Annotated in this window: 25 protein-coding genes; 12 read left to right on the forward strand and 13 right to left on the reverse strand. The window is 35.9% G+C overall.

The features are described from left to right. Positions 1–234: 234 nt before the first annotated feature. The 5 genes from ACZZZI_RS17410 to ACZZZI_RS17430 form a co-directional block, all read right to left on the reverse strand. Positions 235–495, reverse strand: coding sequence for a helix-turn-helix domain-containing protein (locus tag ACZZZI_RS17410; RefSeq protein ID WP_057935102.1), 261 nt, complete (start codon positions 493–495; stop codon positions 235–237). Between the two features lie 348 nt (positions 496–843). Further along, positions 844–1188 carry a helix-turn-helix domain-containing protein gene (locus ACZZZI_RS17415; protein ID WP_463490277.1) on the reverse strand — a complete coding sequence of 115 codons (345 nt, stop codon included), beginning with the start codon at positions 1186–1188 and terminating at the stop codon, positions 844–846. Between the two features lie 88 nt (positions 1189–1276). Next, complete coding sequence (locus ACZZZI_RS17420) at positions 1277–2287, reverse strand: hypothetical protein (protein ID WP_463490279.1); 1011 nt, start codon at positions 2285–2287, stop codon at positions 1277–1279. Between the two features lie 633 nt (positions 2288–2920). Then, positions 2921–4642, reverse strand: a complete 1722-nt coding sequence (locus ACZZZI_RS17425) for a UvrD-helicase domain-containing protein (protein WP_463490281.1) — start codon at positions 4640–4642, stop codon at positions 2921–2923. Continuing rightward, positions 4639–6546, reverse strand: a complete 1908-nt coding sequence (locus ACZZZI_RS17430) for an ATP-dependent nuclease (protein ID WP_463490283.1) — start codon at positions 6544–6546, stop codon at positions 4639–4641. Before ACZZZI_RS17430 ends, ACZZZI_RS17425 begins: the two co-directional genes overlap by 4 nt. Before the next feature lie 224 nt (positions 6547–6770). Between ACZZZI_RS17430 and ACZZZI_RS17435 the strand changes: the two genes are divergently transcribed. The 5 genes from ACZZZI_RS17435 (at position 6771) to ACZZZI_RS17455 (ending at position 10370) form a co-directional block, all read left to right on the forward strand. Next, positions 6771–7226 carry a hypothetical protein gene (locus ACZZZI_RS17435; protein ID WP_463490285.1) on the forward strand — a complete coding sequence of 152 codons (456 nt, stop codon included), beginning with the start codon at positions 6771–6773 and terminating at the stop codon, positions 7224–7226. A gap of 89 nt (positions 7227–7315) precedes the next feature. Continuing rightward, positions 7316–7774: a hypothetical protein gene (locus tag ACZZZI_RS17440; RefSeq protein ID WP_463490287.1), complete on the forward strand. Its 459-nt coding sequence runs from the start codon at positions 7316–7318 to the stop codon at positions 7772–7774. Positions 7775–7801: 27 nt separating this feature from the next. Then, a complete protein-coding gene (locus tag ACZZZI_RS17445; protein WP_463490289.1) occupies positions 7802–8065 on the forward strand; it encodes a hypothetical protein in 264 nt (87 codons plus the stop codon). 78 nt (positions 8066–8143) lie between these two features. Then, positions 8144–10039, forward strand: a complete 1896-nt coding sequence (locus ACZZZI_RS17450; RefSeq protein ID WP_463490291.1) for a hypothetical protein — start codon at positions 8144–8146, stop codon at positions 10037–10039. Next, positions 9999–10370 carry a hypothetical protein gene (locus ACZZZI_RS17455; protein ID WP_463490293.1) on the forward strand — a complete coding sequence of 124 codons (372 nt, stop codon included), beginning with the start codon at positions 9999–10001 and terminating at the stop codon, positions 10368–10370. The genes ACZZZI_RS17450 and ACZZZI_RS17455 overlap by 41 nt, the downstream gene beginning before the upstream one ends. A gap of 173 nt (positions 10371–10543) precedes the next feature. Here the strand turns inward: ACZZZI_RS17455 and ACZZZI_RS17460 are convergent, their stop codons facing one another. The 8 genes from ACZZZI_RS17460 to ACZZZI_RS17495 form a co-directional block, all read right to left on the reverse strand. Then, a complete protein-coding gene (locus ACZZZI_RS17460; protein WP_463490295.1) occupies positions 10544–11011 on the reverse strand; it encodes a hypothetical protein in 468 nt (155 codons plus the stop codon). Positions 11012–11067: 56 nt separating this feature from the next. Next, the gene (locus tag ACZZZI_RS17465; RefSeq protein ID WP_463490297.1) at positions 11068–12291 is read right to left on the reverse strand and encodes a toll/interleukin-1 receptor domain-containing protein; all 1224 of its coding nucleotides are present in this window, start codon (positions 12289–12291) and stop codon (positions 11068–11070) included. A 114-nt stretch (positions 12292–12405) separates the two neighbouring features. Then, complete coding sequence (locus tag ACZZZI_RS17470; RefSeq protein ID WP_463490299.1) at positions 12406–16341, reverse strand: NACHT domain-containing protein; 3936 nt, start codon at positions 16339–16341, stop codon at positions 12406–12408. Continuing rightward, the gene (locus ACZZZI_RS17475) at positions 16331–17434 is read right to left on the reverse strand and encodes an SIR2 family protein (RefSeq protein WP_463490301.1); all 1104 of its coding nucleotides are present in this window, start codon (positions 17432–17434) and stop codon (positions 16331–16333) included. The genes ACZZZI_RS17470 and ACZZZI_RS17475 overlap by 11 nt, the downstream gene beginning before the upstream one ends. Before the next feature lie 135 nt (positions 17435–17569). After that, positions 17570–18106 (reverse strand): hypothetical protein, encoded by a 537-nt coding sequence (locus ACZZZI_RS17480; protein WP_463490303.1) that lies wholly within the window; start codon positions 18104–18106, stop codon positions 17570–17572. A 6-nt stretch (positions 18107–18112) separates the two neighbouring features. After that, positions 18113–19246, reverse strand: a complete 1134-nt coding sequence (locus ACZZZI_RS17485; protein WP_463490305.1) for a hypothetical protein — start codon at positions 19244–19246, stop codon at positions 18113–18115. Positions 19247–19388: 142 nt separating this feature from the next. Continuing rightward, positions 19389–19565 carry a hypothetical protein gene (locus ACZZZI_RS17490; RefSeq protein WP_463490307.1) on the reverse strand — a complete coding sequence of 59 codons (177 nt, stop codon included), beginning with the start codon at positions 19563–19565 and terminating at the stop codon, positions 19389–19391. 734 nt (positions 19566–20299) lie between these two features. Next, positions 20300–20521 (reverse strand): hypothetical protein, encoded by a 222-nt coding sequence (locus tag ACZZZI_RS17495; protein ID WP_463490309.1) that lies wholly within the window; start codon positions 20519–20521, stop codon positions 20300–20302. Between the two features lie 780 nt (positions 20522–21301). Here ACZZZI_RS17495 and ACZZZI_RS17500 point away from each other — a divergent pair. From ACZZZI_RS17500 to ACZZZI_RS17530, 7 genes are all read left to right on the forward strand, one after another. Further along, entirely contained in the window at positions 21302–21754 is a 453-nt protein-coding gene (locus ACZZZI_RS17500) for a hypothetical protein (protein ID WP_463490311.1), read from the forward strand. 10 nt (positions 21755–21764) lie between these two features. Next, positions 21765–22337, forward strand: coding sequence for a peroxiredoxin family protein (locus ACZZZI_RS17505; protein ID WP_463490313.1), 573 nt, complete (start codon positions 21765–21767; stop codon positions 22335–22337). Positions 22338–22340: 3 nt separating this feature from the next. After that, positions 22341–22652 (forward strand): hypothetical protein, encoded by a 312-nt coding sequence (locus ACZZZI_RS17510; protein WP_463490315.1) that lies wholly within the window; start codon positions 22341–22343, stop codon positions 22650–22652. 5 nt (positions 22653–22657) lie between these two features. Further along, positions 22658–23428 carry a DUF2931 family protein gene (locus ACZZZI_RS17515; protein ID WP_463490316.1) on the forward strand — a complete coding sequence of 257 codons (771 nt, stop codon included), beginning with the start codon at positions 22658–22660 and terminating at the stop codon, positions 23426–23428. Positions 23429–23574: 146 nt separating this feature from the next. Continuing rightward, positions 23575–24171 (forward strand): hypothetical protein, encoded by a 597-nt coding sequence (locus ACZZZI_RS17520; RefSeq protein ID WP_463490318.1) that lies wholly within the window; start codon positions 23575–23577, stop codon positions 24169–24171. A gap of 6 nt (positions 24172–24177) precedes the next feature. Next, complete coding sequence (locus ACZZZI_RS17525; RefSeq protein WP_463490320.1) at positions 24178–24786, forward strand: XAC2610-related protein; 609 nt, start codon at positions 24178–24180, stop codon at positions 24784–24786. Between the two features lie 152 nt (positions 24787–24938). After that, entirely contained in the window at positions 24939–25547 is a 609-nt protein-coding gene (locus ACZZZI_RS17530; protein ID WP_463490322.1) for a hypothetical protein, read from the forward strand. Positions 25548–25955 lie beyond the last annotated feature (408 nt).

A 25955-nucleotide genomic window follows, 5' to 3' on the forward strand; every position in this document is an offset into this window, starting at 1 on the left:
CTTTCCTTCAACTCCCTGATATTTTTGTGGTATGTAGAAACTGACTTTATCCTTGAAAATCGCATAAGCGTTTTTCTGCTTACATTAAATGGACTTGTTAAATCCTGATGATTACAACATTGAACCAATGCAATTAATATGCTTAAATGCGTTGGGAAAAAATGTGGCTGTTGTGACGCATGCGCAAAGTATCTACGCAATCCTTTGTGGTACAAGTTTTCACCTTTCGTCATTTCATTTCCCCTCCATCATCTTTTCAATTTTTTCCCTACTGTAAAACATAGTTCCCCCGACCTTACGAAATGGCAAATTGCCATTGATACGCAGGTTCTGTAATGTACCAGGCGAAATATTTAGCATTTTCCTTACCTCAGCACTCCTCAACCATGATTTATTTGAAGTACCACTATTAGTTTTTAAAATATTTTTCATTTCATTCAGCATTTCTGTCTTGAACTGCTGCAAGTCATCCATTGTAATGATGTCCATCTTCATAATTAGCTCCTTTCTTTTTTGATATATAAATAAATTTACCTGTCCATATTTTTTAATATTCAGTGTACCTTTAGGTATACCGTTTCTTTTTTTTATCGGCCTGAAAGGCCGACAAGTATCCCCGGAGGATACTTGAAACCCCTGTAGCAATAGCTCAGGGCAAGCAAGTAGGGCCACTGCCCAACTTCCGCTTGCTCAGCCGCCGAAAGGGGACTGACTGCCTGAACCGCCTTTCTACCGCCAATAACAGCAACCCTGAAAGCCCCACAGGCTTTTAGGCTGTCCCGAATTAACTGGTTTTTCCATGGTTTTTGCTATACATAAATCGTCGTTAAGTGGGATATATAGCTATGTTGGTGGTATCGTGCTGTCCGTAGGGGAATGGATTGTTCCTTGCTGTATTTCTTCCGTGGTTTTCTTCCTTCCCGATCTTACCCAGTCGGATAGTTCCACTGTGGAGAAATAAAGTCTTTTGCCCCGCTTGTTCACGGGGATTTCATTCCGGCTCACTTTGGTGTAAAGCGTGGGTACGGACAGGCTGAGAAATTCGGCCGCCTGCCTGATGGTCAATAAATCATCTCGGGGACGTTGGGGATTTTGCGACCTGTTTTCTAAGATCAGGTCTTTAATAAGGTCTACCTTTTTGTGCAGTACGCTAATGGCCTGCGGTAGTTCTTCAAATGTGTACTTCATAAGCGGTATCTTTTGTTTTATACCGCAATGTTAGTCGCTTGTTTTGTAGGGTTACAACACGTTAAACCGCATCCTTACTGTTTCCCTACTAATATTTACTGTTTTTTTTGTTTCGGACTGTTGGAACCAGAAAAGGAACTTTGTCTTTTATCCTTACCTCTAAAATCGGTGATTTACAAACCTTGGTATCAGAAGATATGACCGCACTTAGCCAGCCCTCTGTATATTCGTTTACTTTATCTCTGATGCTATATAAAAAGTGCTTTAGAACCCATTTTTCAAGCTCTGCTTTATTACATCCAACAATCAGGTTCGCTTCATAGAGTTGCTTAAAAGCATCGGCAAGTTGATTGCCTCTGCCATTAAAAATCAGTTGGGTTATAGGCTGTTCATCCAATTTTATAAGTGCAGTAAGCTGTACAAAATGTTCTTCTGAAAAATAAGTCTTTATCAGTTTCAGAAAATCACCTGTAAACTGACGATTGAATTTTGGCCGACCCGCTTCGGGATTATATGGGATTTTTGGGGGTTGCTCGGGGGCGACATCTTCAGTTTGTTTCGGGCTTTCCTGTTTAGCCATCCATTCCTCGAACGTTTCACGGGGATTTATAATTTCATCGATTTCGTTGACCAGCTCACTTAAAAACTTGTCCCTGATCTTCAAAGTATCAAGCAGACTTTCCACAAACTCATCACCTATATAAATATCCTTGTAGTCTGATTGCAGGTTGTTAACGATGAACAAATATTGGAGTTGGATCGAAAATATGAAATTTCGGGGATATTCATCTTTAAACTCATTATAATGCTCATGGAAATTTGCCCATATCAGTTTAAACCTATCCTTTAATTTTTTGAGCTGTTCAAATTCTCTCTTTAAGCTAATGTCATTAAGGGAAAGCAGATCAATTAGCGCCATATCTTTTAATACCCTGATTTCACTCATATAACTAAATGAATCATAGTAATGTGTTTCGTGCGCAAGGCTATATGCTTGTTTTTCTCTATTCTCTTTTATAGGCGCTTTCAGTTCTCCTTTGGTAATAATGCGGAGGTTGAAAGTCTGTAGGCGGGTTAAATATTGAGTTAGGCCTTTCATATGTAGTAAACTTTTATTCAATACTAAAATATAAAAAGTTTTTTCAACCTATCGAAGCTATAAAAGCGATATCGATTTTAATGCAAGATAAACTCGAGTTTAATAAACCAAATCGAGGCTTATATTAAATATTTTTGAATAGTTTTTTGGATGGGTTGAATACAATTTTTTTGACAATTGAATTTTTTATTACTTTAAATGTAAAAATTGCATTTATCCAATTTTTGCGGATGTCAATAGCATAAAATCAGATACATTAATTGTTAAAGAACGGGTGAAAACTCTCCATTGTCATATTTAAATATTGATGACTTAATGGGAAATGCCAAAAAACGTAGCACTATAAAGGCCACTTATAGCTATTTTAGAATTAAGTTCACATCTTTTCATTGTCAAGATTTGTTATATTTCATTAAACAGCTGCATTTAACAAAAAGGGAACAAAGCAGCTGGAACTCCTTTAAGTAAGGTTATCAAGAGGTCAAAGTTTTGGCTCAAGAAGTAAGAGCGGAAGTAACAAGCTTAAAAACAATGAAGGTCAATAGAAGCAGTTAAGCTGTTTTAGGAAATTATTTCCCTCTTCTATCGGAGCAGGACTTTTTTATTTTTTACAACTCATGAAATCAAACTTCGCTACGCAAATTCGAAATCTACTCCTAACCTAGCGACAATTTCTGATATAGAGATATGATCAGGAATTGCGATACAACAGAGGGTTTCAGGCCTAGATAGTGCTACATATAATAACCGTTGGCTTTCCGTTAGAAATTCATTTGTCAAAAAGAAATCACTTAAAGACAAAGTATTATTGTTACCACCATCACTTAAAACTAAAAGTATGGAGCTAAAAGTCATGCCTTTTACCTTATGGATCGTCGAAACAGGATAAACGCTTGATACATCAGGAAAGTATAGCGACATTAAATTTCGCTCATAATAGGGTTTACCTTTATTTTTTTTAAGTTGAAGATCAATTTCAATTTCAAAGAATTCACTTATGCATTTGGTTATACTCTTATTCCAAGCTCCTATGGTATCATCTAAACTAGGCATTGCCCGTAGAAACGAATACAGGAGAATGTTGGTCGCTCCATCTGCAAAAATTTCATCAATTCGCTTTTTCTTATCATAATAATTTGCTCCTGGAAATTTAATCTCAACCAGAAATTTTCTCAGCAAATCGATACATGATTTTAATTTATTTTGCTTGAGATGGCCAGCTGACTCGATAAGGATGCTTGCCAATTCAGATTTCCATGGGCTATCCGGTTGAGAAAAAGCACCAAATAGCTCTAAATGAGTCTTACCACGAACGAGAATCACATTTTTACCGTCTGGATTTACTATTTTATAATATTGGTTAAGAAGCTCATTGGGTTTTGTATCATCGTATAAGAGTACTTTCACCTTATGGTTGCTTTCATGTGTACTAATAGAAAGAATTTTCTTTTCACCATCATTCCGGAGAGAACTGTATGTATTAACTATATGTTGTGATGATCGTCTACAATCATTAAAATTTATTGAAATCCAATTTTCACTATCGTTAAAGCGCTTCAAGAAAAGTTCTGGCCTTGCATTTCGAAATTCATATAGACTTTGATAAGGATCACCCACAAACTCCAAGTGCTGTAGACCAGCTGCCACCAAAGCATCAAAAATACCATACTGTATTTCAGACGTATCCTGTGCCTCGTCAATAATAAAATATGGAAATCTTTGGATTAGGCTTTTTGCTATTGAGGGATATCTTTTAAGTAATTGGAATGCAGCGTAAGTGGAATCGTCATTATTCAAGTAACCTTTGTTGAATTGCCATTCTTTATAGGTTTTTGCGTATCGTTTAAAAACCCCAAGATCGACAGATTCTTCCTTGGGAACATAGCCTTTCCAGCTATAAGAACCATTATATTCAATAAGGAGTTCTGATGGCTTGTAGATTCGAGAAAGCGGTTGATTAGCTTTGTTTGAAAAATTACCCAATCGTACTTCATCTAAAAACCCTACAGTGGTCATAATATCAGGTCTGGGAGACTCTAAACCCAATAGATAATAAAATGGTAATGTAATGTATTGGTTAATAAAACTATCAATAGTCGAGATCAAATTAGGATAGCAAATTTGATTTCCAGTGATAGCACTAAATTTTTCTTGAATTTCCTCTTTTGCAACATTAGTAAATGATAAACAGGCAATTCCAGAATATGCCCCGTAATCTTTTGCACTTTCCTTATTCATTAGTGAAAGCTTATAGGCAATTGCGCTTGTTTTTCCACTTCCGGGGCATGCATTAAGGATAATCTTTCCTCTCGCATCCAAATATGGGGAGTTATCCTCTGTTACCTGAAACTTCATAGACCAATAGCATGTTTGATACCCTTAGATAGATACGGTGGTACAAAAAATACGATATCGTCCTTTCTTTCTAATGCCTGTTCTAATTCCATAGAAAAATCCTGAGCAAAAGTTGCCTTAGATGGAAGTGACTTCCATAATAAGATAGCAACCTTCTGTATCTCAGTGGCGGAAAGTTGATCTTTAGGCAAGGCATTTACGTAATTAACAATCTCTTGATAACTAACTGGATCCTTAACATTTAAATACCTGACCAGAAAATTATCGTTGAATTTTCTCCTGTCTGCCGCAATATTCGCAAGAGAAATTTCATACTCTAAAGTCTTGAATGCTGTAAAAAGTCTAATGTTACCTTTTGTGTTTCTAATCGTGGATCTTAGGTTTCCTGTCCGATTATTAATCATTGCATTATACAGTCCTGAATGAAAAGCATCCAAATTGCTATAATTATTATCTGTAAGGTTTTTAAAGGAATTCTTATGTTTTGCGTAGCGGTCATCATCTGTTATTACGGCAACCAAATGAGGCAATCTTTTCGCTGGCGTAATAGAGTTAAACAGATGCATAAATGCATAAAATGAAACACCATCGACACTAACCAGTTCACATCTGTGATCATCCAAATTGTGGCTATCAAACTCAGCAAACGCCTTTAGAAGCAATTTTTCTGAAATGCCCTCGACAAAGAGAATTCCGCGAGCAAAAAACAATTGCGATTTGGTAACATCAAGATATCGTTCCAATTGCTTTTTACGTTCCGCAAAATCTTCATCATGCATAACTTTTTTGCCAGTAATTTGTTCCACGACACGTTCATGACCACGATTATCAAAACAACCGCCGATATTTACAGCAGAATCTCTCAGTAAAATTATATTGTCGAGACATGCTTTAGAAGTCAGTGTTGGAGAATGTGATGTAATAAATAGTTGACAATTATTTGGTTTCCCAGCATCACGTAGAAAATTATATAGGTTCAATTGGAGCTGTGGATGCAAATGAGCCTCTGGTTCCTCTATCAACAAGGCAAAATGTTGTGCCGGATTATCAGTTATTCTTTCTGTTATATCCCCTAAAATAATAGCTATATAAATTAGATTATTGAATCCCAGACTATTCTGCCAGAGCTGGAATCCGTCATCTTTTAAAAGCTTCTTATCATGGGGAAGATAAGGCTTTATTACATTCACTATGCTTTCAATTTTTGCAGACTCTTCTATTCTAAGACCAATTTTATTATCCTGAGAAATCTTGAAGATGTTATCAAGGTGATTATTTACACTTGCCTTGGTGGCCGATACTTCGTTTTGCTTTAACAGTTCTTCATTTGCATTTTTTATAATCTTCCTGAAATTTTCTTCGGTTTTTCCCCGTTCGACGAGACGCTTTATCACAGATCCAAGCATATTTTTTTTAGCATTTAACAGATCTGTTGTGCTATCACGCAACGCGCCTAAATAATAATGCTGAAAAATATCAAATGTTCCAGAATCGGCTCGTTGCTCAGTATTAATCCCTGTGAAATAATATGATCTTGGATAGGTTTTATCACGATACTCATAAATCAGTGTAATTTGAGCAAAATCTAAATCTGGATCCTTATTATCCAGTACCAAATATTCATATAATGCTCCTTTTTCTAGTTCCGAAAGCCCCTTGAATTTATAGCATAACTCTATCCTTTTACTTATTTGCCCGGTTTTACTATCAACAAAAAAATCATCCGAACTCACATAGATTTCTTTTTTGGGGTTACCCATACTATACATCAACCGAATAGCATCAACTAGACCGGTCTTGCAGGAACCATTCTCACCAATTATGATATTTATCTTTTCGTTAAATGAAACGTTAAGATTTCTTATTCCCTTGTAATTTAGTATGTCTATTGAGGAGAGGTGCATTTAGAATTTTGATTATTACTCTCCAAGTTTACCAAAATTCAACATCAAAAAATAATAATCTTTTAATCTTTGAGAAAATCAAGAGGTAACACTCGTATTTTAAAATGGGTGCAAATCCTCAATTTAGTATCATTGGAGAGGTTGAGGTAAATTTATTGAATACAGTATATAACTGGAAATTTTGCTGCTTTTCTCTTATATCCTAATTTTGGATATTTTTGTATATGGCTTATAATCAGGAACAGAAAAACACCGTCCGTGAAGAGACTTTAAAAAATGCGATAGAAGCGCTTACTAATAATGAAAAACCTGCAACCTTAATTGATAAAGGATATGTTAGAAGAGTTAGAGATTTTCTTCTGGAAAATGGGAGCTCACATGATAAAAGTTTTGCATCTAAGTTAAGTGATGATGCCTTATTGAAATGGGAGAACTATTTTGAGCTCAACAATAGAACTAAAAATGTTGGAGAATTAAAAGTTGCTTATTTTTCAGGACCAAATCCAGAAAACGATATCCGAGTGTTAAACAGCCTAGGTATTTTACCAGAAAATGTTTGGGCATTTGAATCAGAAAATCGCACTTATACAGCGGCAGTTGTCTCCGCTTTGGAATCAGAATTCCCCTATATCAAGATACACAAAGGGAAAATCCAAAACTTCCTTGACTATTCCCAATAAAATTTGACATTCTTTACCTGGATTTCTGTGGAACAATAACCAGTTTCCAAACGCTTCCAGTAGTAACATCCATTTTCGCAAAGCAAGCCTTGAACAGTCCAGGTGTTATTATCACAAATTTTGCCTATCCAAACGCGGAAAAAAATCCAGAGCAGTGGTTAAATACAATTAAATTAGGTGTTAATTACCTATATCCAAAGCCATTTACTGAAAGTTTCGAGGGGCTTGGTGGAGATTGGTCTGAAACGCCTAGTGTTTTTGGATATTCTCCAGAGGATCTTTTAGAAATTGGCAAAGAAAATCCTTACAACATCTATAGCCAGTTTATTACAAGGGTAATAATGGATCTTGGCTCTTACATGGTGCCGGTTCAAAGGTTTACAAAAAGTCTTGCATGGAAGTTGTTTTTTAATAAGCCTTCATCTGAAGTAAAATTAACTGAAGATTTCAGTATGTCGTTAGTTGAATTTCCTGATAGCCAACCGATTGTTTCAGGCCTATCTGATTTATTGCCATTCAAAGATGGATTCAGTTATGATGATATCTAAGAAGATGCGGAAAACATCGACGCAATAATGGACGATAAATTTGGCCCTTTCCTATCAAAGTTTGCCCAGTTACTATCAGTTGATTCCAATGCTCAAATATTGGAAGATTATCTTAAAAAAATGGCGTTCTTAATGGATGAAAATGATGATTGCGAAAAGTACTACAGTGAAGCGCTTAAAAAAATCTCTGCAAACTGGGATTGGGAATCTAAGCATATCTTTTGTGATGTATTCTTATTTCATCAGATGAAAGACCTGTTAGTAAGGCAACTATCCATAACTCTTCCATAGCTCTTGAAGATTCATCACTGTGTTGTTGCTAAAAACCATTAATTTTATCATTATAAATACACGAACAAATTGTCTCTTATGTATAATTACGAAGTTCCATCTTTAAACAAAAGCTTCCTTTGCGTAATAAACAGGGAAAATATAGAGTTGGCTGCAGTTATTTCCTCATATTTTGCTGTTTCAGGAGAATACTTATCGGTATTTGAATTCCCATTCGTTTCTGCCCCAAAACCAGAAGATGTTAATTTTAGTGACAATATTGATATACATGCGCTTTCTCGCCAAAGGGCAGTTGAACTTTCTGCATATATCAATAATGTGCAAGCAAGAGTTGGAACATATGAGAACATTTTGCTAGTAGGCTTGACAGATGAGCAGAAAAGTTTTTTAAATTTTGTAGAGGGATCAAATATTATTGAACTAAATACAATCGATGAAATTTCTTTTCAATTAGATCCTTTTTTGCCAAATGCAAAGGGGAAATTCAGTTGCAAGAAAAGTGACGTTTTATATGGGTTGTCACAAGCCATTAAGACAAATTGTATCTTGCAATTCGATGAAAATGTTGAGACAATCGACTATAGCTTTAATGATAGAGAGGGATTGGTCATAATTGAAAATGTTGATAATATCAGCGGAGTTATCGCTATAAATTATGCAACTGCAATTGGAGCTGATGTATATATTGTACCATCAATAGAGCAAACTGAGGAACAGATTGCTTTAACGATTCAGCTTTGGAAATTGGGCGATAATACTGCCTACGAAACACTCGAAGAACTTGTAAAATCTAGATTAGGTGGTTTGGATTTGAGTGTATTCAGATTTATAACTTTTTTTACAGAAGGACTGCCATACTCTGTAATAATTGGTAATCACCTACCCTTGAGTTACGTTCACCTAAGAAAACGACCAGATCATTTTATAATCAATAACATTATCGCAGAAAACGTTAAGCAATTTGGCTCTGCTGTTATATTTTCCCCTGAGAAATTTGATCAGGAAGAAGTAAATGATCTTGATTCCATTTTTGCATCAAAAAAAGTAATCGTCAAAAAAATTAATGGTAAGCAAGCCACTTCACGGAATTTGAGCAGGAGCATTGAATTCTATCCATATGATATATATCACATTGTTAGTCATGGTGGACAAGTGAGCGGATCAACAATAGAACAAATATTTATTGACGATAATGGTACAGAACATACAGTAGTATATGATTTCATACTGGGTTTAGCTCCTGGCGACATTGATGACAAAATTGAGGTAACTGAAATAATTTATCCACGAAAATTAAACGGGCTGGATTTTCACAGTGAAGATAGAAAAGCGCAGAACTACCCTCACGAACTATTTATTACGATGTACAGGGCAATTTTTGAACGCCCTAAAGATAAGATGAAAACCCTAAACAAGAATAAGGTTATCGTTGATAGTTCCGGGATAACTTGTGCAGACTTTACCTTTCATGGTTTGATACAGTATTTAGCAGGTGATGGCATTCCTTTTATTTTTAATAACACGTGTTGGTCATGGAGTAGAATGGCCGATTCGTTTTTATCGATTGGCTGTAGAGGATATATTGGAACCTGCTGGCGCATAGACAACAAAGTTGCAATCTCCTGCGCCACATCCTTTTATCAGTACAGTTTCGAAATACCTATCTGCCAGGCGCTGTTCATAGCTTCTAAAAATGCAGGGGGGACTGAATCAGAGGATATTTATGTTTATTGGGGACTTCATTTTTCTACATTAAAGAACGGTGATTCCCTGGAAGAAAGCAGGGCAAATGTATATCAGAATTTAGAGAAGGGTAAAGAAGTCTGGAAAAGGAAGCTAGCCGAAAATCTCTCTGAAAACCAGAAGATAACTATAAAAAACATCATTTACTGGCTGGCAGATGAGATAAAAAACAACTTCAATAATTCTGATTTTGAAAAATTATTCAAGAAATTTCTCGGCAAGATGGGCTAACGGCTACAACAGGGGAAAGCGTAGGTACGAGAAAATACCGCCGCATCCCAATTCAACCGAGATTTTCAAGATCATCACCAGAAACTATGAAATCCTGAAAAAGGAATTCCAGGGCAGATTGAAGAACGTTATAGTACCGTTTGTGGTACCACAGAGTTTATCGCCAGCGGAATTGACCTTAGGTTTTACACCAGCTCCTTTGAAAGCGAAGGCAAAGATTGGAAATGTTTATTTGATCATTGTTATTGCCTACAACCAGAGCATACAGAAATTCTTTTTGTTCGACAAGGGCAGAACTGTAAAACCAATATTTTTGCATCGTATATCTTAGACTATACTTAGAAACAGGGAAATTGTAGCCAGAGGCACGAAGGCTACGTTTTCGTTTATGTAAAAAATTGGGTGATGCGAAGCGCAGCAAGCTGAACCGTAATTTTACCATGCCGGTTAAAAATCCAAGGCAACGGCTATCAAAATTATAGCGAATTAACACACTTAAGACTTTTATAAATTCGCATATTGCTTTTCAAGATAATTCGCATGTTCTTGTGAGAGCCAGATGTTATCCTGAAATTTCACGTAGTCTGCATTCTCCTTGATAAAATAATACCAATAGAATTTACCCTTCCCGTTATTCTGTGCGGCCATCACGTTATGTAAAATGGATTTTGATATGACTATTGGTGTTCTTCCGTCAGCGTAAACAAATTCAGTCACATCCAGTCCCTGAATCGTTACCTCCTTAAATGGAACATCTACCGTGATTTCCTTAGCTGGGTCTGCAATCTTAAATGTATATTCATCAGATTCCTGTTTGACATAATGCTGTACTTCAGCATCAACTTTAAAAGTTACCGAAGGATTATATTTATCAACTTTATCATCATTGATCGCTATCCATTCCTTCTGATAATTGTCTTCTTTCCAGTACCAGTCTGGATTTCTTACAGAGATGCTAATTTGTATTTCCATAACGTATAATAATTGGATTTTTGCTGATCAGCCTAAGCAAGCAGCAATTTTATGATTTATCCTTTCTCAGTGTTTAATAACACGTTGATCATAGGCGCGTAATTATCATCTTTATCAAGTTCCAATGCTTTTCTATAAAGAGTGTTCCCAGCCTCTAACTGACCATGGGTTTTCAAAAAATTTCCATAGTTCATATAGGCTTCAATATATTCAGGATTAAGTTCAATAGCTTTTTTAAAATGATACTCCGCCTTTAAATCATCAGCTTTTACTCCTTTAACACCCCTGTAATAATTACCTAAATTGTTATGGACCTTGGGTTCCTTAGGATCATAGCTGAGAATTCTGTCATATTGAAATTTTGCCGCTTTCTCATCTTTAAAAAATCTCGACCTTAAAATAGCCAGATTTAGTCTGGCGACGGTAAGTTTTGGTTCGGCTTTGATTGCACTTTCGAAACATTCCTGTGCTTTTGTAACGTTCTGAAAAACATCCTGATACAATAGACCGAGATTATTCAAAGCCTCATAATTATCAGATTTTAGCTTGATGGCTTGCAGATAATTAAATTTAGCCTGCTCAAACTTTCCAGACATTGAGTAGGTAACTGCTCTTGAGGTATGGTAAAAAGTATTTAGGGGATATTTAGTAATGTACTCATCTAACAATAATTCACGCTTTTCAACAGATTTGTGAAGGATTACTGCAATCAAATCAGTTAGGAAGGAAACATCCTCAAAGCCCATGGCATCAAGTAAAGGCCTGTAATTTGCAGGGCGCAAGGCAGAATGCTTGACAGTCAGCATTGAAGAAACAAATTGGATGAATCCGTCTATAGACTGAGCCACCTCAGTAATAATTTTTAGATCAGCATAGACTTCCAAAGCATTGACAGGATCGATGTTTTGTAGATTTGCCTGGAGGTTTTGTTTCTCCATTTCCCAAAACCTAATATAGGTTAGCCTATCAAGCGGCTTGAAAATAGAAGTGCCATCCATTACAACAGGCAAAATTTTCTTTTCTACATCCTTTTCCTTTAACAAATGACCAACCTCGTACATACAATTTACCGATTCCAAATACTCCTTGCTGATCAGTAAAATTGCATAATCTGCATCCCGGATCGAACGCATGAAAGACTTTAAATTATCTTTGTATGCAATTTCGTGGTTATCTTTTTTAACAAGTATACCAATCTGTTTCAGGTCATTGTAAATTTCTTCGGCCTCAACATGGTTCGCCCAGCAATAGGATAAGAAAACAGATGGAGAGTTTTGCATAATAAACTATAATAAAGAAACAATAATAGAGATTTCATCAGTTAAATTTCAATTCAACATTGTTTGATCGAAAATTGTAGGAAATCTGTAAACCCTACATCGTTTCTCAACTCATTACTTAAATATCTCGTCCAATTTCCATAATAATTCCAAAGCATCAACCCAACCAGAATTTATGTAAATGTCCAAAACTGAAAGTAGATCCTTGAAACAATCATCTTGCAATAACAAGTCCCTATGATCAGCAAGCAGCTGTTCTGTTAACTTAACTATCTCTTTTATAGCAAAGCTGTCAAAAGTATAACCAGCCTGGATAGAATACTTTGTGATATCAGCTACCATCCTCAGAATATCCTTTGGATCGTAATACAGTGAAGAATTTAAGCATTGTATAAAGTAATGTGCCGTATGTCCAATTATCAAGCCTGTTTTTGTAATACCACCTGAAACGTCAATAATGTCATCAAAAACACTTTTTACTAAAAAATACAAGTCCTTTCTATTTTCATCATCAGCGTCTAAATCTAAAGAGTTACTAATCCGCTGCTTTGGCTCTAATGCAAAATATATTCGCAAGATGACCTCATCGAATAGTTCTATTGCATTTTTATTTCCAGGGAGTTCAAGATTGACGTTATCTCCTTCAACCTGCAATTCTTCCTTTGCTTTTGCAATGTAATGTTTGACTACCTCAATTTTAGTTGTATAGTCCTTAAATTCAGAAACGAACTCTGATCTAGGAATGTACGTTTGTATTGTTTTAAACAGTTTAAATATTACAGTCCTGCAAAATTCAGGATACTTATAGGCATTTTTTAAGGTGACTAAGGCTTCAGGAATATCATGGTTACTGATAAACCATAAGAGTAGATCGGCATAAGCTTCAACAAATTCGTTCCTTGAGCTTAAAAGATCTTTCTTTTCATTGATAAGTTCTATAACTCTTTTGCCATCTTCAACCACCCTATTTTTTTTGAAATATATAGCAGAAAGGAGACTAGCGTAAACAAATGAATCTTCTTCATTTGTTAGTCTTTCAAATAAAATATCCTGATATAAATCATAAGCTTTATTGAACAATAAAGGTAATTCCCTTATTACATTAAAACGGATAATTCCATTTATGTGGGTCGCAGCATCTCTGATCAGCCCTAAAATTTCTTCGTCCGGCTCATGTTCATAGATTGGGATGAGCGCACTCGACGATTCAATTCTCGGCGTTGGGGAATACCCGTGTGCTGGAGAATTTGCTATCTGGTCATTATCATATGGACTTTCGTACCTAAAGGCAAAAAAGATAATTTTTTTTAACGTCTTGAAATTTTTCCTAGGAATATTATTCAATCCCTTGGAAAATGCCGTTGCGGTTTTCGTAACTGCATTCAAGGTCGAATAAAATAGGTCCTTAGGAAGATCTTTCTCATTTTCAATAAGACTAAACGTCCTTTCTGCGAGTTCCAGAAAATCCTTGTGTTCTTCGTAATATGGCGTTTCGTTTAAGAATGTGTGATTGAATGCATCCAGTTTATTTATGTTCACCGTAAGTTGCTTGTTTTTTTCGTCAGATAGATCTACACCATGATCAGCCAACCATTCATCATTAGAATATGCACTAACTGAAGAGCTTGATTTATATCTTGGCTCATTGGAAATTATCTCTCGTGTCTCCATAAATGCCTTTGAGCGATCTCTTTGCAATCTATCTTTTGGCAACATAGACAATAACAACTGAATTGAACGATGGCGTTCTTCGGAAAAGGATTCAAATACTGCATCCTCAATCTCGCCGATTTGAACATCTTTCAATAAATCAGCAGAATTCTGAATGAATTCATTAACCTCGTATATGGTTTCATTCGCGGATACGAGCTGGGGTATTAGAATGAGGGGATAAATATCATCAAATAATTGTTTGGGATATTTTGCAGCGAGCCTAAACAACAATTTCCAGAGGTAGCCAACCTGTGACTTGGACACGTACACCAATATCATCTCTCTAGCCTTGTCAAGTTGGTCTTTTAAAAGGAGTTGTTCAATATAGTCTATGATATTTTGAGCGATCGCTTCCTGCTTATTCCCGAATCTGTTTTCTGCCCATATAGAAGAATAATCGGGTAGTATCATTGATTTGATACCCTTATAGTCAAAGTGAACAATTTCATCATTATCAATTCGTACCTTTTTTATGATCAGGTGTTTATTGACAATATCTATTCCAGTGGCGGTTGCAATTAGGGGCGCAGCAGATAAAAATTCTGAAAAAAACTTCTGTAACCTGTAATAGCACATTTCAAAGTCCTGTCGTCTATTACTAATTAAACTCATGACAACGCCAGCTCCCATACTCGTTTTTTCATCACTGGTCTCAGTATGGTCAAAAATCAGATAGTAAACATCACTTACAAATTTTGGGTCAAATTTTAGGATATATTTAATGTGTTCTGCCAAATAAGTAAAGTAATAAATATCAAATCCAGGTTCATCAATGATGTTGAAAACTCTACGTAATATCTTTTCTGATTCCGTAATATCAGTGCTATATGTCCTGGCCACTAATTCCACACCTCGCGTGGCACCAATTCTATCGACAAACTGTTTATACTCCGTTGTTCTGTTCACCAAGATAAAATCCAAAAGGTTTCGAGCAGCAATTCCGCAATTTGGATCGGCTTCGCGTGGAGGTTCGACTATCGCACGTTCCAGTAAAAATGCAAATTCAAAAAGATATCGTAATGACAAATTTCCTGAAAGTGCCTTTAACAGTTGTATATCCCTTAAAGTTGCCCTAGTCCTTATGAAGCGTATAGATTGCAACAAATTCCCAATCTGCTCGTTACCAGCATCAGTACCATTCTTAGATAGAATAGGTTGAAGTTCGTGTAAGTCATTAAATTCATAGGCAATCGTTCCATTGACAATTAACCGGACAAAAAGCTTAATCTCTTTTTGTTCGCTTATTGCGAGGTTGTTGTAAATTTTCCAAAATGCATCCTTATTGCCATACCACATTGTCGTAAAAAAGTAGATGAAGCTTGGTCGGAAGAAAAATGGCCTTGAGGTATCTTTAGTAATAAAATCCAGTAACGTGGGATAATCTTCGGAAAGGCAGTATCTTCCCACCGCGTAGTCAAATAATATGTTGTGCGAAAAAGATATACGGCTATTGTTATGCGAAATCTCATCGAGTATGTTCTCACTTCTCAAATAATCAAAAACCTCCACATCGCTATCATTAATTGACTTCAGTAATTCAGATTTTGGAAAGCTCAGAGACTTACTTTCAATAAGGTTATTGGTGAAATTCAATAAAAATCTTTCTTTGATTAAGTGCTTTTCGGTGTCAATTACTTTAATTTGCCAATATGCTTCCAGTAATTGAATCTCAGACCTGAAATTTTTAACAATTTCCAGTTCAGCCAATGTAGATTTGATTATGATGTCCTCCAGAATTTTCAGAAAAAACGGAACATGTAGAATCTCCTTCAATTCTGCGCTGCTTTCATCGTACAATTGATTAAAGATGTTGTTGTCAGTAAAAGCTTGTTTTACTTCGTCGTCTGTTAATTCATGTATATACTTCTTTTTGTTAAAGCTAATTTCTCCGCTAGAATTGGCAAATATCCTTTCCAAGTCTTTTGATTTAGAAGCATCGTATGTCCTTACACTAACTATGATGTTCCACTTATGCGCTAATGCTACCTTGGCTTTTTTAATTTGCTTTAAAAAGCCTTTTCTTTTATTTTCATCACGTGCCGCATCAAAAGAATCAAATATCAGAACAGCCTTATGCTCATTGATCAACTCGACATCTTTTAATGTTGTGATCCAATTTTCATCGAGTTGTAATTCCGCTTCAATTGCTTCATCGGAGCTATCAGCTGCATTATCAATTTTTACGGTCAAACAAAGAAAATCATTGTCTACCAACTTATTCTGCAATTGCCGCAACAAGTAGCTTTTCCCAATTCCAGGTTTGCCAATGACCATACCGCCATTATTCAAAGCGAAATCGTACAGTTCTTCTAATAAATCATGCCTATTAATTTTCATCTGAATTCTGTTTTTTTGCTATAGCTAATAGCTTGTCTCTGACAATACTGCTTCCTGTTTTTGGCAGGGGCAATGTTTCCTCTGCAATCTTGCTTGTAACTTGTTTTGGCTCATTTATAACATCAAGTTCAGCGATGAATTTTGGGAGTCCGCCATAATCATTTTCTTCATCGAAATAAAAGACAGTTTCGATTCCGTAATCATCCTTCAATCTTTGCGAATAGTCCATACTTCTTTTATAATTACCTTTTGTGACCCTTAAAACCAGAAAGTGTGATTCTGAATAGTAAGTACCTACGTCCTCTTTCACAAATTCAAGCATCTTCTTAAAATAGGGATCTGTCATGCTAAAACCAATGAATACAATCCTTCTGGTAGCTAAAAGAGCCCACAACAGTTTACGTCGGAGTGGACATTCATATCCATACCTGATAAGAGCACTCTGAAATTCTTCCTTCACCATTCCATCTTTTACCTTATCGTATAAAGTGTCTTTTTGATTGGTAATAGAAAAACCATATTTTGAGGAATACTCTTTTCCGCCCAGTACAATACTGGCATCTTCTCCACAGATCCCATGTAAATGTGCTACACGTTTAGGAAGGTTTTTATTGTGGTTCAAAGACATCAAAAACTCGTGTATCTTTGCTTTTGTAGTTCCTTCAAAATGTAATGAATGACTTGCTGCCGGAGCAATTACGTTGAGCGCAGATTCTAAAATAGTGTCATAGTTTGTGGTCGTAATTCCTTTGAAGGGAAGCCTGCAAAGTATTTCATGAAACTGTTCATGTGTAGTTGCACCTGGCTTAAAGGTCTTGTAGATGAACGCATAATATTTATCGTCGCCCAGGCAATCCTTAACTTTATCCGCAAAATCTAAAAAATCTTTTGGATCACCTTTAAAGTCAGGGTCGTGTGCTAACGCGGCTGCTTCTAATGCCACTACAAAATCGGGCCATGCAGGATACAATATACCCGAGCAACCCGCACCAGCCATCAGTATCGAATCACCTGATTCGATGAAATCAATCAAAGAGTATTTTCTTCGTGTATTTGCCTCTAATTCTTCCTTCGTGAGCGTTTCTTCTAACATTTACCTATACAAACTTTTATAGCTATCCGATAATTCAAACATGTTGACAGTTAATGACAATAACTAAAGGTAAGCAAATACAATCATTTAAGTGGACAGTCCAATGCTCAAACCCAGATTAATAAAAGCTTAGGGCTAATTAGATTTGGTTATTAATTCGAGTACTCTTTCTTTGTGGATATTTGGTACAATAATCGGCAGCGTTTTAGCACCTAGATAATAGGCAATCTTTAACCGATGTTTTCCGTCGGCTGGATAGGTTTCATCTAGCAAAGTATTCATTATGATGAGTGGCGGGATTAATGGTTTGCCGCTAAGCCATTCCTCAATAATCCTACAAGTCTGAGTGTCGACAAAACCCTTTGAGTTGAAAATCTTTTTGTCCCTTATAAATGGAGTAAATGCTTTTTGAAATGATTGCAAGAGGTCCTCCATATCCACATTTGGAATAAAAGAAAAGCCCTCAACCAATAGCTCTTCATTGAGTTGATGAGGTTGAGATTTAAGGTCGATTTTATCGACACTGGAATGCCATATAGGTGTTAGCTCAACTAATTTTCCAGCCTTGAATTCTTTAAATAGTGCTTTGCAGGTATTAATGTAAGAGAGTTGCTTTTTCCTATCCTCAAACCATTTATTGGCCAAAGCCATTTCATCATCTGTAATTTTCAATCTCGGTTATTTTTTATCTTCTAAAAAGTCATTGATCTCACCTGGCTCTTCTCTCTGTTGCTCAGCATCATCAACAGTGATTTGTTGAATTGTTCGTTTAATTTCTGGCTCGATATTAATTCTTAATGTTCCGCTATTTTTATAGTGCTTAGACAGTAATTTCCAGCTAATATTCAGTTCTGCCTTTGTCGCGAACGGCTTAATAAAGATTTCAGTTGATTGAAATTCATCATCTCCAACAAGAATACTTTTTCGAGGTATCAGCTCTCCAGACATATCACCATTGTCCACGTAAGTTGTTGGGGCGAACATGCGGGACAATATGGTCAACTCATCCTTGACATTTGTCTTAGAAATATCTTGTATTTCATCCTGTATCTTGAAAGTTAATTTATAATCCTCAAGCGGTTCCGAACCGGTATTATGTATTCTGATACAGAAGCTTACATAGCTTAAGTTTATTGTTGCCATCCTTATTCTTGCTGCAACAGCACTTTGGTAAAGTTTGGTAAAGGCGGGGTTTGACTCCCAAAGGTGAGACATGCCCACTAGGGAATTTCTCAGCTCGGCAGTATAGTCCTTGACATAGGTTTTGACGTGTTGCCTAAATTTAGGCTTCAGCGTTATTTCATGCTCACCATTTTCGAAAGTAACATCAACTTCTTTTGAGCTTTTGAAGTTTTGGCTTTCTACATAATAAGCATAGGTTTCTCTATTCTCATCGATCAAATCCACAATATCCTCCCAGCTATATAAATGAACTTCAAACAAATCCGCTTCAATGTGTTCCAGATTTTTCTGTCTGAAAAAAGCCTCTATTACCGCATCCTTATTAGCAGTAGTTGCGAAGTACAGTTTTTTCAACTTGGGAACAAACTCCTTTGCCTTCTCAATTTCAGTTAGAACCTCTTCTTCGTTGAGATGCTTGTTCGTGTATTCATCTTTTCCCTTGCACTGAATACCGTAGTAAAATTTTTCCCCACGGGGATTACCGTAAACATCCACACCGTGCTGGGCTTGTCCGGAACGACCATTTTTCTTTATTTCTTCACATTTCCAAATCTCTCCCCATAATTTCTTACAGAGCGATTCAAAGTCCTGCCAGTTTTGGGGTTTGGGTAATGATTTTGGAGCTTGCATCTAACGTCAAATTTATTATTCGCAAAGATAGCACTAATTCAGACACCCTAAAAAACGAAGACCAACCGGTCGCCGTTTTTAATATGCTGAAAAAATTCATAGCATTCTCTCATCGCCAATGATTACAAGTTCCTTGAAATCACTACATTGCCATTTCCTGGCCTTTGCCGTGTTCCTTGTCCTTACCCATCGATTTTTCGGTCTTCTGCTGGATTTGCAGTTCCTCACGTTTGACAGGTTTACCACTGTCAGGCGAAAAGAAATTGAGGTTGCTGTACCTCGGTATGGCCTCGACCTTTAACGGCATTTCCTTCGCCAAGGAAAGGGGATAATGGCTTTTATAAGCAAAGATGGGTATTTGACGGGGTGGAACATCGAACCGAAAAACTCAACGAGGCAGCTGCTCTTATCGATCAGTTAAACAACAAGTTACATCATAAGAAAACCGGAGTAAAAACTTCGAACAGTCATTAATCCGGTACAGTTACAGTACTCAGTGCCGAAGTCGAACCGTATAGTGATTAGTAATTTAAATCCTTTTATCTTAAAAAGAATGATTATATTTACACTATAGCAATTGCAGCTAAAACGTATCGAAAAAGATGGTGAGTGATTAGGTGAGTCAAAATCGAAAACCGCAATAATACTATTTAAACGCTGATTTTAGCACGAGGTGCAAATCCCAGCGGGATCACCACTATAATCCTCTAACGAAAGTTAGGGGATTTTTTATTTTATGGAAAATTCCGAATTTACACCAACTGCTTGATGCGGTTTGTTTCGATCTATCCGCCGGTGCCCTCACCTGCCGAAACTCAAAAAGATGTCATCCTGAGCGGAGTCGAAGGATAAATGTTAGCCATATAAAAATATAGATCATATCCCTAAACGTTCGATCTATCATGTTGGTCGAGATTTGTAATCTCGTCCTGCTATATAGATACATTCGTTCTATCGGCTGGTGTCCTCACCTGCCGAAACTCCAGAAGACGTCATCCTGAGCGGAGTCGAAGGATAATGTTAGCCATATAGAAATATAGATTTCTCAACTGCTCATGGCTTGCCTCGGCTCACCGCCGCCGAGAGGCTTTTACCTTTTTCTTGATAAAAAGGTAACCAAAAATCAAGGCTTGGATCTGTTGTCGGATAACTCGTAAAAGCTTTAATTGCGGCAACACAAGTTCCGATGAAGGATCGGAAAGTATGCGTTGCCTTAGGATTTGCCAGATTGAAAGGTTTATGCAAAAAGCTTTTAACGTTTTCTCCTTTCAACATATCCTATGCCAGATAGCAGGGTGGTTAGAGCAAGATGCAAAAACCATTTGTCATCCTTTGTATTGTCATCCTGAGCGGAGTCGAAGGATAGACTGTTTTTATTCGACCATTCAACTGGTCTTCGACTACGCTCAGACGGACAACATTGAGGCTTAAGTTAATAACATTGGGACAGGTAAAGTATTGCCAACTTTGAAGGGCAACTCCCCTCCTTATTTTCAAGGAGGGGTTGGGGGTGGTTTCTATTAGTTATGTCATCCTGAGCGGAGTCGAAAGGTAAATATTAGCCACATAGGTATATCGAAAATATAGATAGAATACCTAAACATTCGATCTACTGACTAGTGTCTTTACCCACCCGACACTCCAAAGGTGTCATCCTGAGCGGAGTCGAAGGATAATTTTGGACATAAAGTGGAATAAATGGTTAAATAAACGTAATTTAAAATTTGGGAAGAAACGCTTTTAGTAAATATAAAAGATAATGAAAAAGGAATTTCGGAGGAAAAGAAACCTCAAGAACGCCAATCTTTATCTACTGCATAAATAAAAGAAGACTAGGTAATTATTGTAAAAGAGAGTAGCATTGCCGCTGTATCGAAGTTAAAAGCATTATAAATGACGGAACCATCATAACCATTTCTATCTCGATAGTCAATTATCGAGATACACGAATAATAACTCGAGTTAGGCGATTCTATACTTACTACTTGCGAATAATAATTCACCAAAACTATTTTACAGCAGAAACGTATTTTAGTTAATCATTACCTTAACGCTATGTCAAATTTAACACATCCTTTACGCGTTTTATTTTATACGCTAATTCTTTTCCTTTTTTCTACGGCAAATCTGTCTGCCCAAGAAATCAAGCAATATTTTTATCAAGGGACCATTGATAACAGACCAATTCGGCTTTACTTAAAACAACTGCCAAATAACTGTGGAGGTAGCGACATTTACGAAGCCATTTATCAATATGGAAAGGGTAAAAATTGGATCGAACTACTCAACCAAAATAATGATAAAGGCAATTTTTGTTTTACCGAAATTCGTTTCACTGGTGTTTTGTTGTTAAAAAAAACGGACCATCATTTGGATGGAATCTGGATTAGTCCTGATGGGAAAAGGCAACTCAAGGTTTCGCTAAGCCAACAAAACATCAACGCTAAAGAAATTGAAGAATTAGAAGAACGGTTAGAACGCACACATTATGAAAATTTCGATTGTTAAACTGACTGCTATGAAGAAAATCCATCTTGCTGTTTTGTGTTTAATTACCTTAACAATAGTTGCTTGTAGCCAAGCAAAAAAAGAAAAAACTTTGGAAGAGGAAATTGCTGAATATAAAGCCAACCAAATTGATTTTTCGCAAAATGCAAAGCCGAAAGATTTTTCAGCAAAGGCTACCGACGGAAAGACATTCAATTCTAAAGATTTTAAAGGCAAATATTGGGTTATCTTTTTTTATGACAGAAGTTATCTGATTAAAAGTAATAGCTACGATTTAGTTGCAGAACTAAACAATACACATAAATTATTCGGCGATAAAATCCCAATGATTGCGCTAATTAATGGTTTTTGTGATAACGATCTTGAACTTAAAAGACAAGTAGAAAGTGCCAAATTAGCCTTTACGCAGATTGATAATACAAAAGGGCCAAATAAAGAAAGTAAAGTTAAGGATAATGTTTTCTGTACTCCAGCCAAAATAATTATCGACCAAGCTGGAAAAGTTGTTTATAACGGATGCGGAGGCAATACAGAAAAATTCAATTTAATGTTAACAGACCTCATTAAAGCTGAAAAATCATAGTCAATGGAAAATTTACCAAGTCAGATACAAAAGGAAAAGAATAGCAATTTGTCTATTGCCTTAATTCTGTTGAACATATTTTTAGCCTTAATTTTATCCACCACAATCGGTAAAGAAAGAGATCCAGATGGTGTCATGTTCATCATCGTTTTATCCATTTCCTCAACAGTTTTGTTAGGTGGATATGCTTTCACCTACCACGGCAAGGGCTATCGATGGGCGAAAATAGTATTCGGTATCTTATTGGTTATTTCCATCGCTGTTTTAGGCCTGCTCTGGTATGCTTGGCAATTGGGCAAAGGATTTAAAAATTAACCAATATGAAATTAAATAAGCTAAATATCTTTTACATCATTGTAGCGGTTATATTAATTTCGAGTACTATTTACAGAAAAATAGCTTACAGAGATTGGGAAAGGTATAATTATTCGGTTGCGGTGAGTACACCGAAAAATTATCCCATGCATGTTAGTGAAGCCTATTTTGTATTGCCAAATGATGATTTTGAAAGTGCAGACAGAGATGAGGCAAACGATTTTACCTCCAATTGGGGTGTTAGTTATAGCACAGCAAACCATGCTCGTTCGCAACGATTGCCTTTGCAATTGGTTATTAAATACTTTTCTTATCGAGATAAAAACTTTTATTCGGATACTTTGAATTTGCCAAAAAATAAAATTTTGAATCTTTTTAAACTGGCAGAAAAGAACAGACAGTTTTTTGAACTTTCATCTTACAATGGACAAAAAAAAGGGTTGAGTTTTGTAATCGCCTTGGCAAATAATGGCAATTTAATTATATGGCTTCGCGGTATTTATTTAGAAAAAGAATTGCTCAGAAAAAAACTTAAACCTACCAATCCAAATAAGGATGATTTGTACTACGAGAAAACTTTAACTAGAGAAAAATACTTTGAACATGCTTTCGAAAATTTAAGTGATAGCTTAAAAGCGGTTTATAAAAATGGTTTCGACGCCAAAGCAAATTACATTGACACGCCCTCCCGATACATGGAAAACAATATTGAATTATGGAAATATCAACAAAAGAAAGGTTATATAGATTATAAAATTGAAGCTAATAAAGAGTAATATTATTCAATTCAATAGTGCTTGTGCTGCAACAAATTTCAACGTTAAAAAAAGTAACTAAATGACCTTTATTGCTTTTGAATTGTAATCGCGATGATTTACAACTAAACCATTGATTGTCAAAATTTAATCTTACAGTAATTAATATGAAATTTACTTTTTTATATATTTTGTTAAGCACCTATTCCCTATTCACTCATGCGCAAAACGAACAGCGTGCTGATACCTTGCGTATTGATTTGGATAAGGATGCAAAAAAAGACATCGTAATATTTGATAGGGAAAACGCTTTGATCGTGGTCAAGTTATCTACGCACAACTTTAAGCCTTTACGAAGTGAACAAATGGAAATCGACCCGATTTCATCTGGAATAAAAGCGAAAAAAGAGAGCTTCGAGTTTACCAATAATTGGATGAGATCTGGTTATAGCTGCCAATTTCGTTACAATGCTATTCAAAAAAAAATGCAACTTATTGGGATGAGAAGATATGAATTTGGACCAGCAAATAACGATGGAAGTGGCGAAAGCAGTGTTAATCTTTTAACCAATAGCTACATTGGCAATTGGAATTATTGGGATGATCATCAGAACAAGTTAATTGCCATGCCGCCAATTAAACGAAAAATGGTTTTTGCTCCAACTTACCTATCAAACTTTGATCAGGTACTTTCACAGTATATTAATTTATGTAGCGAATTATACATCAAAAATAAAAAATCCATTTTAACCAAAAAGACATAGCAATCCATGAGATATTTCATTTTGTTCTTTGCCATTTTAAGCATAAATTCCTATGCACAAAAAAAGGTTTTTCATCAACCTCATGCAAAGGGAGTATGGCAATATGTATATCCTTTTGCTGATAAAAATTATGTATTTGCAGTACAATATGGGGTAAAAGACGGTGAAGAAGATGGCCTTAAAATCAGCAACATCTACTTTGGTAAAATCGGTAAAACCGATGAAATATTTTGGAAAGAGCAAGTGCAAATGCGTTTAGTTCCCGAAAATATTAATTATGAAGACTTTAATAATGATGGCAAGAAAGACCTACTCATTTTTGAAGATACTGGCGCAAGAGGTGGTAATGCTTACTACAACTTGTATTTGATTAATACCCAAAAGCATACCCTTACTAAAGTTGTAAATTTTAACAAAATTGTTAATCCTAGCTATAATCAAAAGCATAAAGTGATTTTAAGTTATGGGCTATCGGGTGAGAATTTTTATTCCCTTTATCGAATAAGCGCTAACAACAGACCTTACCAAATTGGCAAAGCTTTTAAAGATACTGATGAACTGAATCTGGATAAAAAGATTGTGGAAATTTTAAAGCAAAACAAGAAGTTACTTTAGTTTTACAAGCTGATATTTAAAATTCGGCAAACTAACCTTTAAACGAATAATAGAAAAACTGCAACAGATAAAAGGTTCCTGCCCAACGAATAATAACCTTATCATTTTCACTTCAATAATTTAAATATTTTAGTACAGATAAATAGCTAGATATGAAAATTAAAAAAACAATAATCACCTCGGTATTAGTGCTTGTTTGGCTTTCAAATCAATTATGGGCACAAGAAACTAATCCTAATATTAACAAAAATGGTTTGTATTTTGGCGTATATACTGGCACTTGGTTCGGTACGGGCAAAAACTCGGTAATGGGAAGCCCACTAATGGGTGGTTTATTAATAGAGTTAAAAAGTGGTAAAGGCGCTTTAGCCGTAAATTTCGACTTGGTAGGCAACCTAACCAAGACTAAAACACTTTATTTAGAAAGTAACAATAAACTCTTCGAACGTAATAAATATATCGGCGCACAAATTTCATTACAATATAGTCATGAACTGTACAGCCAAAATCGCTTTGCTTTAGAGGCTGTTGGAGGCTTTGGTTTTGGTGATTTAACTTTCGTACCAGATGATGAAGAAAGCATTGGCACTAAAAGTTTCTTTATCGACCCAGGGATAGGTGCGAGATATTTTATTGGACAAAAAATATTTCTTCAATTTAAATTACAATATAACTTGGCCAATTATAAGATAAACGACAATGTTAGCACCAATATTAGCGGCAATTTTGTAACAACCAAGTTAATTCTAGGATGGAAATAAGGATCTATTTTAATGATTTTTCATGTTGGTCGAGATTTGTAATCTCGTCCTGCTATATAGATGCATTCGTTCTATTGGCTGGTGTCCTCACCCGCGGAAACTCCAAAAGATGTCATCCTGAGCGGAGTCGAAGGATAATGTTAGCCATATAGGTATATAGGAAATATAGATTTTTCATGTTGGTCGAGATTTGTAATCTCGTCCTGCTATATAGATGCATTCGTTCTATTGGCTGGTGTCCTCACCTGCCGAAACATTTGCGCCGTTTAGTTCTCAAATCACAAAGCCAAGTAAGCCGATGCTAGTGATAAATGTTAGCCATATAGGTATATAGCCCATATAGAATATATAGATAGAAGACCTAAATCGCAGGTTCTATCGGCTAATGTACACACCTGATTTGTATGT

The sequence above is a fragment of the Pedobacter sp. AC190 genome, from assembly GCF_979258025.1.